This window comes from Nostocoides jenkinsii Ben 74 (assembly GCF_001046875.1).
GTDB classification, from domain to species: domain Bacteria; phylum Actinomycetota; class Actinomycetes; order Actinomycetales; family Dermatophilaceae; genus Nostocoides_A; species Nostocoides_A jenkinsii.
The window spans coordinates 1263044-1275788 of sequence record NZ_HF571038.1; the positions used below are offsets into that span (position 1 = coordinate 1263044).

16 protein-coding genes and 1 pseudogene are annotated in these 12745 nt (G+C 68.4%); 9 read left to right on the top strand and 8 right to left on the bottom strand.

What is annotated here, in order from left to right:
• The 3 genes from BN13_RS05820 to BN13_RS19175 form a co-directional block, all read left to right on the top strand.
• Positions 1 to 1576: L,D-transpeptidase (locus tag BN13_RS05820; protein WP_235433949.1), on the top strand; the 1576-nt coding region annotated here is incomplete at its 5' end.
• Positions 1576 to 1884: a VOC family protein gene (locus BN13_RS05825; protein WP_048545196.1), complete on the top strand. Its 309-nt coding sequence runs from the start codon at positions 1576 to 1578 to the stop codon at positions 1882 to 1884. The genes BN13_RS05820 and BN13_RS05825, both read left to right, overlap by 1 nt.
• Positions 1885 to 1976: 92 nt before the next feature.
• Positions 1977 to 2150 carry a hypothetical protein gene (locus BN13_RS19175; RefSeq protein WP_157038464.1) on the top strand — a complete coding sequence of 58 codons (174 nt, stop codon included), beginning with the start codon at positions 1977 to 1979 and terminating at the stop codon, positions 2148 to 2150.
• 110 nt (positions 2151 to 2260) lie between these two features.
• Here BN13_RS19175 and BN13_RS05830 read toward each other — a convergent pair whose 3' ends face one another.
• Genes BN13_RS05830 through BN13_RS05840 form a run of 3 tightly spaced genes read right to left on the bottom strand, consistent with a single transcriptional unit; the run spans position 2261 to position 4221 of the window.
• Complete coding sequence (locus BN13_RS05830; protein WP_235433950.1) at positions 2261 to 3514, bottom strand: RNA polymerase sigma factor; 1254 nt, start codon at positions 3512 to 3514, stop codon at positions 2261 to 2263.
• Positions 3511 to 3867 carry a YciI family protein gene (locus tag BN13_RS05835; RefSeq protein WP_048545200.1) on the bottom strand — a complete coding sequence of 119 codons (357 nt, stop codon included), beginning with the start codon at positions 3865 to 3867 and terminating at the stop codon, positions 3511 to 3513. The genes BN13_RS05830 and BN13_RS05835 overlap by 4 nt, the downstream gene beginning before the upstream one ends.
• A 3-nt stretch (positions 3868 to 3870) precedes the next feature.
• Positions 3871 to 4221: a YciI family protein gene (locus BN13_RS05840; protein WP_048545202.1), complete on the bottom strand. Its 351-nt coding sequence runs from the start codon at positions 4219 to 4221 to the stop codon at positions 3871 to 3873.
• Between the two features lie 124 nt (positions 4222 to 4345).
• On the opposite strand from BN13_RS05840, the gene BN13_RS05845 reads away from it, so the two are divergent.
• On the top strand, positions 4346 to 5695 hold the full coding sequence (locus tag BN13_RS05845; protein ID WP_162199923.1) for a sensor histidine kinase: 1350 nt from the start codon (positions 4346 to 4348) through the stop codon (positions 5693 to 5695).
• Here BN13_RS05845 and BN13_RS05850 read toward each other — a convergent pair.
• Positions 5692 to 6381: a response regulator transcription factor gene (locus BN13_RS05850; RefSeq protein WP_048545205.1), complete on the bottom strand. Its 690-nt coding sequence runs from the start codon at positions 6379 to 6381 to the stop codon at positions 5692 to 5694. The genes BN13_RS05845 and BN13_RS05850 overlap by 4 nt on opposite strands.
• A 64-nt stretch (positions 6382 to 6445) precedes the next feature.
• Between BN13_RS05850 and BN13_RS05855 the strand changes: the two genes are divergently transcribed.
• The 3 genes from BN13_RS05855 to BN13_RS05865 all read left to right on the top strand — a co-directional run bounded on the left by BN13_RS05855 (position 6446) and on the right by BN13_RS05865 (position 8979).
• Positions 6446 to 6973: a DUF2231 domain-containing protein gene (locus BN13_RS05855; protein WP_048545207.1), complete on the top strand. Its 528-nt coding sequence runs from the start codon at positions 6446 to 6448 to the stop codon at positions 6971 to 6973.
• A gap of 267 nt (positions 6974 to 7240) precedes the next feature.
• Positions 7241 to 7714 carry a hypothetical protein gene (locus BN13_RS05860; protein WP_048545208.1) on the top strand — a complete coding sequence of 158 codons (474 nt, stop codon included), beginning with the start codon at positions 7241 to 7243 and terminating at the stop codon, positions 7712 to 7714.
• The gene (locus tag BN13_RS05865; protein ID WP_235433951.1) at positions 7711 to 8979 is read left to right on the top strand and encodes a beta propeller repeat protein; all 1269 of its coding nucleotides are present in this window, start codon (positions 7711 to 7713) and stop codon (positions 8977 to 8979) included. Before BN13_RS05860 ends, BN13_RS05865 begins: the two co-directional genes overlap by 4 nt.
• A gap of 33 nt (positions 8980 to 9012) precedes the next feature.
• On the opposite strand, the gene BN13_RS05870 is transcribed toward BN13_RS05865, so the two are convergent.
• Positions 9013 to 9654, bottom strand: a complete 642-nt coding sequence (locus tag BN13_RS05870; RefSeq protein WP_048545210.1) for a maleylpyruvate isomerase family mycothiol-dependent enzyme — start codon at positions 9652 to 9654, stop codon at positions 9013 to 9015.
• 70 nt (positions 9655 to 9724) lie between these two features.
• Here BN13_RS05870 and BN13_RS05875 point away from each other — a divergent pair.
• Positions 9725 to 10531 (top strand): annotated as a pseudogene (locus BN13_RS05875) (SDR family NAD(P)-dependent oxidoreductase).
• 3 nt (positions 10532 to 10534) lie between these two features.
• Here the strand turns inward: BN13_RS05875 and BN13_RS21010 are convergent.
• The gene (locus BN13_RS21010) at positions 10535 to 11530 is read right to left on the bottom strand and encodes a hypothetical protein (RefSeq protein ID WP_235433952.1); all 996 of its coding nucleotides are present in this window, start codon (positions 11528 to 11530) and stop codon (positions 10535 to 10537) included.
• A 121-nt stretch (positions 11531 to 11651) separates the two neighbouring features.
• Between BN13_RS21010 and BN13_RS05885 the strand changes: the two genes are divergently transcribed.
• Positions 11652 to 11945 (top strand): pyridoxamine 5'-phosphate oxidase family protein, encoded by a 294-nt coding sequence (locus BN13_RS05885; protein WP_201329060.1) that lies wholly within the window; start codon positions 11652 to 11654, stop codon positions 11943 to 11945.
• A 127-nt stretch (positions 11946 to 12072) separates the two neighbouring features.
• On the opposite strand, the gene BN13_RS05890 is transcribed toward BN13_RS05885, so the two are convergent.
• The gene (locus BN13_RS05890; protein ID WP_048545214.1) at positions 12073 to 12465 is read right to left on the bottom strand and encodes a type II toxin-antitoxin system VapC family toxin; all 393 of its coding nucleotides are present in this window, start codon (positions 12463 to 12465) and stop codon (positions 12073 to 12075) included.
• Positions 12466 to 12467: 2 nt separating this feature from the next.
• Positions 12468 to 12731, bottom strand: coding sequence for a type II toxin-antitoxin system Phd/YefM family antitoxin (locus BN13_RS05895; protein WP_048545216.1), 264 nt, complete (start codon positions 12729 to 12731; stop codon positions 12468 to 12470).
• Positions 12732 to 12745 lie beyond the last annotated feature (14 nt).

Below are 12745 nucleotides of genomic sequence, written 5' to 3' on the forward strand. Positions count from 1 at the left end.
CGGCGGACGCAAAAGCTATTGCGTCCGCCGCCGGCTATTGCGTCCGGCGCGGGGGCGGTCCTCCCCCCGCGTGGTGACATCTCGCGGTATGCCGTGCTGCGGCATAATCGGTGGACTGCCCTCAGGGGGCAACGGCGACACCCAGGGGGACGGACACGTGAGACGGCGCACCAAGATTCTCGGCGGCGGGGCGGTCGTGACCGGTCTCGCCCTGGGTGGGGGCGCCACGGCATTCGGCGCCTATTACCAGGATCGGGCGCTGCCGGGCACGACCGTCGCTGGCCTCGATATTGCCGGTATGACGCGTGACCAAGTCGCCACGCAACTCCAGCGCCGCGCGCAGGAGACCAGCGTTGAGGTGACCACCCCACAGGGCACCAAGCGGCTGACTCTCGCCCAACTCGGTATGCCGATCGACGTCTCGGCCACGGTGTCGCGCGCGTTCGCGCCGAATGAGGAGTGGTCCGCATACGCCAAGGCTCTGGTCGAGCCGCGCTCGATCAATGCTGTCGCCGCCACCGCCGACGCCACCCTGGACGCCCTCTCGAAGGGCCTGAGCAGTGCCGCTCTTCGTCCCGCGACCGATGCCACGGTCGCGCTCGCGGTCGACAAGAAAAGCTTCGGGATCACCCCGGCCGTGGCAGGCCGATCGCTCGACACCGCCCCGCTGCGCCAGGCCGCCGCCGAGGCGGCCAGCTCCCTGACCTCTGCCACTGTCACCCTCAGCCTGGTGGAACAGCCGGCCGACGTGTCGACGTCCGATGCCCAGGAAGTGGCCGACCAGGCCAACGCCATCATCGCCGCGCCCGTCGAAATCAAAGCTGGCTCAAAGACTTTCACGGCTTCCCCGGGTCGCAAGGCGTCGTGGGTGAGCGTCCCGTCGGTCGACGGCCAGCTGGCCCGGCCGGCCGTTGACGAGGCCAAGGTCGGCAAGTGGGTCACCCAGGCCGCCGACTCGGTGAAGGTCGAGGCGCGCAACGGCATGCGCTATCTCAACTACGCCGGCAAGACGCTGCGGGTGATCACCGCGGCCACCGACGGCGTCGAAGTCAGCAATGCCGACGACGTAGCCAAGGACATCACCGCCGCGTTGAACACCGGGGCGAAGAGCGCGACGAAATTCCGCACCAAGACGGTCAACGCCACCTGGACGGAGCGCCGGATCGCCCGGGGAGCCGAGGGCCTCGCCTACCCGGCGGTCGAGGGCGAGAAGTGGATCGACGTGAACCTCTCGCGCCACACGATGACCGCGTTCGTTGGTGGCCGAGTCGCGCTGGGCCCGATTCAGATGGTCAACGGCGCCCCCGCCACGCCCACCGACATCGGCACCTTCCACATCTACTGGAAGAACCCGCTGATGACGATGCGCGGCCAGAACGCCGACGGCACCGACTACGAGACGCCCGACGTCCCGTGGTCCTCCTTCTTCAACGGCGGCGAGGCGCTGCATGGCGCCTACTGGCGCAAGACCTGGGGGTATGCCGCGTCCCACGGCTGCATCAACCTCCCCATCCCGACGGCAAAGTGGGTCTATGACTGGGCGCCGATGGGCACCCCGGTCGTCACCCACAACTGATGCTGCGGATCGGCGCGATCGTGCTTCACGTCGCGGACACCGAGCGGGCGGGAACCTTCTGGAGCGAGGCGCTGGCTTACCCGGGGACGGAGGAAGTCGGGATTCTCACCGCGGTCATAGGCGGTGAGGCTCGGCTGCACCTGGACGACTCCGATCGCACCCACCTGGATCTGTGGACAGACAGCGCGGAAGAGCAGGCGTCGGAGGTCGCGCGCCTCATCGGGCTGGGGGAATTACTGGTGGACTGGGACTATCCCGAGGATGCCGATTTCGTCGTCCTCGTTAACCCCGGCGGCAGGGCAAGGTGAAGCGGCTGCGACATACGCCCCGGGTCACTCTGCAGGCGTGTTCGCGGCGCGGTCACGCGAAGCCCGGGGCCCCGGTGGTCGAGGCAGTTGCGGTGGTGCGTAGCGACGAGCCGACCCGGGCGGCGGTGGAGGCGGCGCTGCTGGCCAAGTACGGCTGGCAGTGGCGGATCGCCATGGTGGTGGAGCGGATCGTCCGGCGCGGCCGGCCGGTGCCGAGGCCGACGATTCGCGTGACATCGAGCCGTCCGGACGGGTCAGTCGACTGACTGGACGGAGAGCTTTGGGTGGCTTTCCGGCGCTTCGGGAGGGTTACTGGCTGCTAGAAAGCCACCCAAAGCGCCGGGTTCTGGGATTGGGCGGGAATCCAACCGGGGGGTCAGCGGACGCGGGCGCGGAGGTGGCGGCGCTCGACGTCGTTGTCGCACAGCGCAACTGCTTCCTCGTATGCCGCGCGCGCCCCTTGGTGGTCGCCGAGCCTCGCAAGGAACTCGCCTCGGGCGGCGTGGGGCCGGTGCCCCGGCAACGTCACCGTCGCGAGGGCGGCCAGACCGGCCGCCGGGCCGGCTGCTTCGGCGACCGCGACGGCCCGCGCGAGCGCCGCGCTCGGTCCGGCCCCGAGGTCGAGCAGCACGTCATACAGCGCGACGATGCGAGTCCAGCGGGTCGCCGGCGAAGTCGGGGCGAGGGCGTGCTCAGCCGCGATCCGGGCTTGCACGGCATACAGCGCCGTTTGCTGCGTGATGGGGCCCCGAAGAGCGGGACTCGTGAGCAACGCGACCGCTTCATCGATTTCGGTGGCGTGCCAACGAGTGCGGTCCTGGTCCGGCAACAACACGAGATCCCCGGCGGCATCAAGCCGCGCATCCCGACGCGAGTGCTGCAAGAGCATCAGCGCGAGGAGGGCGACAAGGACGGGCTCGTTGGGACGCAGCGACAGTCCGACCCGTACCAGCCGGATCGCCTCGCCCGATAGATCTGCGCGCAAGAGTGCGTCCCCGCTGGCCGGGGCGTAGCCGGCCGTGAACGCGAGGTAGGCCGTCGCCGCCATCGCCTCCAAACGCTCGGGAAGCGCTGTGGCAGAGGGTATTCCGAAGGGTAGGCCGCACGCGACGATCTTCTTCTTGGCGCGCGTGATCCGCGCGGCCATGGTCGGCTCGGATACCAGGAAGAGCCGGGCGATGTCGTGCGTACTCACTCCGAGGACGAGCCGCAGGGCCAGTGCCGCTGCGCCTTCCGTGCCGAGCGCTGGGTGGGTGCACAGCAGTACCAACCGAAGCCGATCGTCGTCGATCAGGTCGCCGGGGTCGGCCATCACGCCACTCCTCTCGGCCCGATGCTCGGCATCGGTCACCAGTAGCGGGTGTCGTCGCGCGGCCATGGCCTCGGCGCGCAACTGGTCCAGGATCCGACGTCGGGCCACGGTGAGAAGCCACGCTGCTGGGCGCTCCGGTAGTCCGTCGGACGGCCAACGCCGCGCCGCCGCCTCGGCCGCATCCCCGAGCGCGTCCTCCACCAGATCGAGCCTGCGGAACTGCCCGGTGAGCACCGCCGCCAACCGCCCCCAGTCGTCGCGAACGACGTCCTGGAGGGCGGCCGCATACGGTCTCGGCGTCATGCGATCTGGGGTCATGCCTCGATGTCGACCACGGGACTGATCTGGATGTCATAGGCGGGCAGCAGACGCAGGAGATCGACGAGCGTGTCGAGGTCCGGGGCTTCCACGAGATAGAAGCCGCCGAGTTGCTCGACCGACTCGGCATACGGTCCGTCAGTGAGCGACACGGCGCCCGCGCGGGTGCGCATGACGGTCATCGTGTCCGGGCCCCCGAGAGCCTCGCCGCCGAGGATCTCCACGCCGTCCCGCTGCGCGCACGCGGCGCCGAAGGCCTCGAACTTCTCCATCTCCGCGCCCTGCTGCTCCGCGGTCATCGCCTCCCACGACCCGGCATCGCCCTCTCCGATCAACAACACGAGGTACTTCATGGCCTACTCCGCCAGCTTCCGGAACTCGATGTGTTCGCCCCGAGCCGCGAACTGCTCCGTGATCGCCCGCAGCCCCGGCTCGTCGTCGCTCTCGATGAAGTAGAAGCCGGCGATCTGCTCGGCAGATTCGGTGAACGGGCCGTCGGTGACGACCGCGTTGCCCTGGCCATCGGGCCGCATCGACGTCGCCTGAGCCGACGGCTCCAACGGGTTCGACACGATCAGCCGGTGCCCGCCCGCCGCCAGGTCGCGGTGGAACTGGCCGTGCGATCGATGTCCCTTCTCGTGCTCCTCCGGCGGCAGGTCCGCCCACTCGGCCTCGGGTGCGGGCAGCAGCAATAGATAACGGCTCATCTGGTTTTTCCTCTCCTGGGGTTTCGTCAAGGACGAAGCGCGTCCTCACCACCATGACGGATGAGCACGACCGAAATCGACAACACCGGACGTCGTCCTTTCCTGCGTGCGTATGGTGTGCGGCGTGAGTGTGCTGCGGAGCATCCGTACGCGGGTGCTCGCCATCGTGCTCGGGGCGTTCACTCTCGTCATGATCGTCGGCCTGACCGCGGTCACCCTGGTTTCGCTCGGTACCTTGCGCACCCAGGCCGGGTCCACGGCCACTGCGACAGTCAACTGGCTGGCGGAGGAGACCGCGCACCGATCGCCCGACCAGATCCTGGCCGACCACGCGAATGATGTTGCGCCGGAACGCATCATTCAATTCCTTGATGAGCGTGGGCGAGTCATTGCCCAGACCCCGGCGGGCCTCGTCCCCATCACCTCACGGCGGGGAGTGCTTCACCGACCGAACGTCGAACTGGTTTCGCAGATCGCCGACTTCGACGGGGATGGCTTCGCCATCGCCGTGGTCGGCGCCACGGATGCCACCGGCACGCCGCTCACGGTCGCGGTCGCGACTCCCTCGACGATCGAGGAGGGGACGCAGGCCCTGCTGTTGCTGCTGACCCTCCTGACGGGGGCGGTGTTGCTTACGTTGGTCGGCGTCGGTGTCCGCTATGCGGTGACCGCCGCGCTCAAGCCCGTCGAGCAGCTACGCCTGGAGGCCCGAGATATCACCGATCTCGGTTCGGCCGCAACGCTTCCGGTGCCGCCCGGCGATGACGAACTAACCCGGTTGGCGACCACCTTGAACGCGTTGCTGACCCGGCTGCGGACCTCCGACCGGGCCAGACGTGCCTTCGTCTCCGACGCCGGCCACGAATTGCGCAGCCCGCTCGCAACGGCGCGTGTCGCCGTGGATCGGCTCGCCGATCCGTCCCTCAGCAAGCCGGAGCGCCGCGATGCGGTCGAGCGGGTACGGCTGGCCTTGACGCGCCTCGGCTCGGTGGTGTCGGACCTGCTCGCCCTCTCTCGGCTCGACGAGGCCAGTGGCGGCACGGCGCCGGTTATCGACCTCGACGACATCGTGCTGCGCGCCGTGCGCGGCCACGAGGGGCGATTCGTTCCCACCGTGGCCCTCGAACCGGCCCGCATCGCGGGCGACCCCATGTTGTGGGATCGCTTGGTCCGCAATCTCATCGACAACGCCGACCGCCATGCGGTGACCGCCGTTCGCGTTCGCGTTCACGCGGCCGGCGAGCGCGTCACGCTGGCGGTGGACAACGACGGGCCGCCGGTAGCCGAGGCGGATCGGGACCGCGTCTTCGAGCGGTTCGTGCGCCTCGACGAGGGGCGCGCCCGTGACGCCGGCGGCTCGGGCCTGGGGCTCTCGATCGTCGCCGCGGTCGCCGAGCGATCGGGAGGCCACGCCACCACGGGAGCAGCGCCGGACGGGTGGTGCCGATTCGAGGTCGGGGTGGGCTTGGCTTAGCCCGCCGGCTCGGCCCTCACCGGCACCAGCCGATAGCCGGCACCCCGCACCGTCTCAAGGGAGCGCACGTCAAAGGGCACGTCGATCTTCTTGCGGAGGTAGCCGACATACACCTCCACGACGTTGTCGGCCCCGGGATAGTCCGAATCCCACACGGCATCAAGGAGATCGGCCTTGGAATAGACACGCTCGGGCTCGCGCATCAGGTGCTGGAGCAGCGCGAATTCCCGCGGGGTCAGGCTGATCTCGTGCCTCCCGCGGCGGACACGGCGCGTCGTCGTCTCCAAGACAAGGTCGCCGCATACCAGTTGCAGGGACCGCGGGATCCCGGATCGGCGCAGGACCGCTTGCAGTCGCGCCGCGAGCACAACCGGCGAGAAGGGCTTTGTCACGTAGTCATCGGCGCCGAGTTCGAAGGCGTCGCTCTGGTCGTACTCCCCGTCCTTGGCGCTCAGCATCACGATGGCCGTCTTCGGGTCCTCGGCTCGTACCTTTTTGAGCACGTCATAACCCGACCGACCGGGAAGCATGATGTCGAGCAGAAGGACGTCGTACTCGCCATACTGCGCCAGCGCCAGGCCGGTGTGGCCATCGTGAGCGAGGTCGACAACCCACCCCTCTCGGCGCAGCAACGCGGCGAGATCGCTGGCCAGGTCGCGCTCGTCGTCGACGATCAGCAGTCGCACGTTCTCAGCGTCCTCTCAGTGGCCCCGACATACGGTCTCGGTGTTGTCCTCGAGGAAGGTAGTCATGTTCGACACCGTTGCGGGTTTGCCCGTACACGTTCTCATCATTCACGCCGTCGTCGTCATCGCCCCGCTCACCGCGCTCATGGCGATTTGGTATGCCGTGCGGCCCGCCTCCCGCGCCTCCCTCCGGCTTCCCCTCGCCGCCGGGGCCGTGATCACCGGCGTGAGCGGACTCATCGCGGGCGCCAGCGGTGAAGCGCTGGAGCACCGGGTCCGCGCGGCGGATTCTGCTGACGCGGCCGCACTAGCCCTGGTGCACGATCACGCCGAGGCCGGCGACCTGGCCCGAATCCTGTGCCTGGTCCTCATGGTCGTCACGCTCGCCGCTGTCTTCTATCTCCTGCCGGCAACGGGACCCGCGCCGTTGGGCGCTGCCGTCGCCAAGGTCACCGCTTCCGCCGTCATCCTCGCCTCGGTGGCCGCCATGGGATCGGTGATTATTACCGGTCACACCGGCGCCAAGGCCGCCTGGGCCGACCAAGTGACCGCCACAAACAACGTCGCTCCCTCGGGGGAAGGCGACGGCTAGCCGGGGTGGCCGCATAGACCCGCGCTCAGGCATGCGGCCACACCCCCATCCCGCCCGGCCCCAACACCACTGGGGCCGGGCGGACCTGTCTGTGCGAGGCCACATCCCCATGCGCGCCAACCGTTTTGACTAACTGCTGCTAGCAGCAGTTAGTCAACTGTGGACACCTTCCAAGGTGTCCACAGTTGACTAGCCTGTGCTAGCAGAGGTTAGGAAGCCCTGGCAGCGTCAGCGCGCCCGGCCGCCGCGTCAGCCAAGGGAGAGCACATGGGTCAGGTCGTTGATTTCGTGGCGGTGTCCACGCAGGGGCTGGAGTCGTCGCCGGTGGCCGATGCCCTGGCTGGGTTGCGCGCCAACGAAGCCCGCTACTTCAAGAACAAGTACGACCACGACTTCACGGTCACCCCGGCCGACGAGGACCCGACGACGATTGCCTGGGTCACCGACATCCTCAGCAGCGAGCGCGATATCACCATCGCCTCGCAGCCCCTGGAGGTCGCCATCGCCGATGTCGACGGCATCCACTGGGTGCACGTCTTCTACGACTCCGGCCTCGCCGTCAATGTGCTCTACACGCTGGCCGAGGCCGGGAAGCGCGCCGTCGGGTTCAAGCTCTCCCAAGGGAGGGACGTGCCCGAGGAGCTCAGCGGGTTCAAGTTCGCCCGACAGAAGTCGAAGCTCGCCGGCGAGATCCGCGGCACCTATTTCGTCATCAAGCAGGAGCACGACCCAGGGGTATGACGCCCGCTCCCGTCCCGTCGCCGATCTGGACGATCGGGCACTGGACGCGTCCGCAGGAGGTCTTCCTCGCGGCATACCTAGCCGTCCCGATATCGGAGCGAGAAGCACCGCCCATGTCCGAGAACCCCGTTCGCGTCCTGCTCGGCACGACCAAGGGCGCCTTCGTCCTCGAAGGCACCGCGGCGCGCGATCGGTGGACCGTGCGCGGACCCTACTGCGACGGCTGGCCGATCAACCACGTCATCGGGGATCCGGCCACCGGCCACCTGTGGGCTGGCGGCGGCGAGTGGACCGGTGCCGGCATCTGGCGATCCACCGACGGCGGGCACACCTGGTCGGTCGCGAAGCTCACCTCCGGACAGGTCGACGAGTGGGCTGCCAACGATCCCGAATTTGCCGAGTCGATCGGCTGGACGGATGAGCCGGCGCCGCACGGCAAACGCTTCGGCCAGATCTGGTCGCTCGCCCGCATCGGGGACCTGCTGTATGCCGGGACCAAGCCGGCCACTCTCCTCGTCAGTGATGACGATGGCCAGAGCTGGTCGGTGGTCGAGTCCCTCACCGACCACCCGTCCGCCGCGGAGTGGATCGGTGGAGCGGCGGGGCTGGTGCTGCATACGATCATCGCCGACCCGGCCGACCCCGAGAAGCTGTGGATCGGCATCTCCTCCGCTGGCGTCTTCGCGAGCAAGGACGGCGGCGCGCACTGGGAACGCCGCAATGACCTCGCCGACCCCGACCACGTCGACCCGGCCGAGCACCCGGCCGCGCCGAGCGACGGCAAGGTCGGATTGTGCGTCCACCACATCGTGCGCGCACCCGGGAACTCCGACGTCCTCTACCAACAAAACCACTACGGCGTATGGCGCTCCGAAGATGGCGGCCAGACCTGGCACGACATCACGGCGGGCCTGCCGTCGACCTTCGGCTTCCCGATGCGCGTTCACCCCCGCGACCCGCAGACGATCTGGACCCTGCCGCTCAATGGTGACATGGCCGGCCGCTTCCCACCGGATGCCGCTGCGGCCGTGTGGGTTTCGCACGACGGCGGTCGGACGTGGGCAGCGCAGCGCGAGGGTCTCCCGCAGGAGTCGTGCTTCTTCACCGTGCTGCGCCAAGGCATGGGTGGGGACCGCCTCGAGCCGGCCGGACTCTATTTCGGCACCAACTCGGGCTCGGTCTTCGCCAGCCGCGACGAGGGCGAAACGTGGGACGAGATCGCCCGCCACCTCCCGACGATCCTGTCCGTCGAAGTCCTCTCATGAGCGATAAACACATCGCGCCCGCGACGGGCGGGCCTAACCTGGCGAGGCCGCACGTTCTGCCATCAGCGTCACCCCCTCACCGCTGAGTTCGTCGGCCGCGACGGGCCGCCCGGAGACGGCCAACAACAGCGCCAGCGCGCTGCCGCGCACCAGCGGCCCCTCCCCCCGCGACAGGTCAGCGTCGGTCGCTTGCACGTGCAGTCCCGCGGCGCGTTGCTTGCCGCCGCCCATCGACACCGACGTCCGGAGTTGATAGTCCAGCGCAGCCACGACCGCCTCGATCGGATAACTGCCGCGCCGCCCCACGGCGCGTCGGATGTCCTCGCCATGCACGATCGCCTCGACCAACCGGGTGGCCAGATTGGCCGGCGGCGTGGTGGTCCGGTCGAGAACCCCACGGAACTCCTGGACCGTATGCCGCGGGTCCGCCCGCCGCTCCCGCCGCACCCCGGCCTCGTTCTGCCGGTCGAAGTCGAAGCGCGCCGCCGCCAAGCCAGTGACGAAACTCCAACGGGTCGTCTTGGCGGTGTCAAGCAGATGGGCCACGACATCGTGCACGCTCCACCCTGGGCAGGCGGTCGGCGCCTCCCACTCGTCGGCGGAGAAGGAGTCGAGGTCATCACAGAGCGCCGCCCGCTCGTCTCGGACGATGCGCCAGATCGTGGTCTTGTCCATCCGGCAACCTAATCAGGCCCCACCGACAGCCCATCGGATTGACCGTCGACGCCCTGGCATGCTGGCCGACATGAGCCGCACCAAGACGCCCTCGCGCGGCGTCCTCATCACCGGCGCATCCCGAGGGATCGGGGCCGCGGCCGCGCGGGCCTTCGCCAAAAAGGGTGACCGCGTCGTCGTCCACTTCCACCAGCAACAGCAGCGGGCGCTCGAGGTGCTCGAGCGCCTCGACGGCACCGGGCATACGGTCGCCGCCGCCGATCTCTGCGACCCTGGTCAGGTGGCCGAACTCGCCGCCACCGCAGTCGCGGCCCTGGGCCGCGTCGACGTCCTCGTGAACGCCGCCGCCCTGCTCGCCGAGTCGAGCACCGGCGGACGGCGCGGCGACCACCCGCTGGAGCACACGGCATACGCCGACTGGGTCGAGATCTGGCAACGCACCCTCGCCGCGAACCTCCTTGGCCCGGCGAACCTGACCTGGCAGATCGCCCGGCACATGATCGAGATCAAGCCAGCCGACGGCATACCGGCGGGCCGGATCGTTAATGTCGGCTCCCGCGGCGCCTATCGAGGCGAGCCAGAGGTGCCGGCGTATGGCGCGAGCAAGGCCGGTCTGCATGCCTTCGGGCAATAGATGGCGCTCGCGCTCGCCCCGCACGGGATCGCCGTCACGACCATCGCGCCCGGCTTCGTCGCCACCGACCGGGCGGCCGCGCTGAACGGGCCCGAGGGCGCGGCGGTGCGCGCCCAGTCACCCTTCGATCGGGTCGCCACCCCGCACGAGGTGGCTGCCGCCATCGTCGCGCTCGCGGACCCGCTGGCCGAATGGGCCAGCGGGGCCGTCCTCGACTTCAATGGCGCCAGCCACCTGCGGTGAGGGTCAGGAGGCGTCGTTGACCTTCGGCATGATCTCGTTGACTAGGCGCTTCATGTCGTCGAGGGTCTTGGCGACCGATACATCGGCGAAGGGCGGCCACAGCATCGGCATCGTCAGCCCGGCCTCCTGATAGCGCTTGAGCATGTCGGTGATCTGTCGCTCGGACCCGACCAACAGGCTGCTGCCCTTGCCGAGATCGGACTGGTCCACATCGACATCGGTGATGACGAACCAGATCATCGAGACGATGTCGAGGTCGTCCATCGACTTCGTCGTGTCCATCTTGTCGAGCTCGGCCTGGATCGCGCCGCGCCACTCCTTGAGCCCGTCGGGGCTGTCCTGGATGCCGATCCACCTCGCCAAGTCATACTTCGCGACCCGGTTGGCGGAGCGCTTCGGGTCCTTCAGGCCGGAGAAGTAGATCGGCGGATACGACTTCTGCAGCGGCTTGACCCCGAACCCGCTCGGGCCGAAGTCGGCGAACTCGCCGTGGTACTCGAAGACCTCGTTGGTCCAGATGCCTTGCAGGATTCCAGGGTCGCGCGCACATGCGTATGCCGCTTGGGGAAGATGTGCGAGGCGCTCGCCGCCGCGAACTCCTCCGGCATCCAGCCGGCGCCGACGCCGACATTGAGCCAGCCATTGCAGAGGTGGTCGACCGTCGCGAACTCGGCGGCGAGCACGCCGGGGGCGCGGTATGGCGTGTCGGTGATGCTCATCCCGATGCGCACCTTTGCTCGTCTTGGCCGCGAGCCACGGGATCAGCGGCCAGCCCTGCAGGAACTCGCCGCGCGAGCTGACCGGCAACTGCTTGGGGAAGCCGGGGATCATCCCGAACGCGTACTCCATCTCCCCGCGGTCCGAAGACTCCGGAACGATGACCCGGTCGAGGGTCCAGACGGAGTCGAAGTCCAACTCTTCTGCAAGCGCCGTCAGGTCTTCGAGTTCCTTGACGGTGACCTTCTCGCGGAAGTTGGGCAGGTAGAGCGCGAGCTTCATGGGTTGAGCCTCCCGACGGCATTGTCTGGTCAAGTGTCAAAGCTTCCATAGGCCCGCCCTAAGGACAAGCCCCCCGCATGAACTCACCAGGACAAAGCGACCCCGCTCCTACGATGGCGCGATGAGGCTCGCCGAGGATGAGGCGCGGAGGCGGCTCGCGGCATACGACCATGGGGTGCTGGGAACGACGCACCGGGACCGGGGCGCGGACCTGGTTCCGGTGGTCTTCGCGATCGACGGCGACCACGTGGCGATCCCGATCGACACCGTGAAACCGAAGTCCGCCGGCCGCCTGCAGCGGGAGCGCAATCTCGCCGCCGACCCCCGCGCGACCCTGCTCATCGCAGCATTGGGATGCCGCCGACTGGTCGCGCCTGTGGTGGGTCCGTGCTCGCCTCACCTGGCTCCGCGATGACGTGGAATCCCTTGTCGCCGAGTCTCTTTCCAAACAGCTGACAACCAAATACGAGGCGTATGCCGCGGCCCCCTTCGCCCGCCTCCTCGTCTTCCGCGTCGACGACGTCAGCGGTTGGTCGGGTGCCTCATCGGGGCGCTAGGACGTGGATACCGAAGAGTGCGGCACTGTGCGCCAATCGCTCGTCGTAGGTCACAAAGCCAGCCAACTCATCGCCAAGATCCAAGGCTGCCGCCAGGTGCAAAGCATCCAAGGAACGCAGGGTCGGTGGGTCTAAGCGACCGGCGATCTCGAAAAGCTCTGTGCGCAGGGTTGTTATGCCGACGGCATCGAGCACGTGGCGCGCCGCGAGCGCGAAGTCCGGCGCAATGCGACGCACTGCGCGCATCAACTCCGTTCGCGCGAGGTCACTCGTGATGAGGGTGTCGTCGCAGGCATTCGCCCACTTCTGCAGCGCCGCACTCTCTAGTTCGTGAACGACGAGCTTGGCCAGCGCTGAGGTGTCGAGGTAGTAGGCCACCGTCAGTAGCGATCGTCGGCGCGTGAGCGGAGAATTTCGTCGGTCAGGGCTGGACCCGGTTGAGGCGCCGCGAGCTGTTCGAAGGGCAGCCGAGGTGCACGGGCCTGACCATCCGCGAGGAGCGCAGCCAAGCGTGACGTCGGAAGCGGCCCGAGACGCGCGACGGGACGACCTCGGTCAGTGACCGTGATGACCTCACCGGCAGCCGCTTGAGCGACCACCGTCGAGGCGTCCTGCCGCAGTGCGCGAATACCTACCGTTCTCATGTGCTACAGAGTAG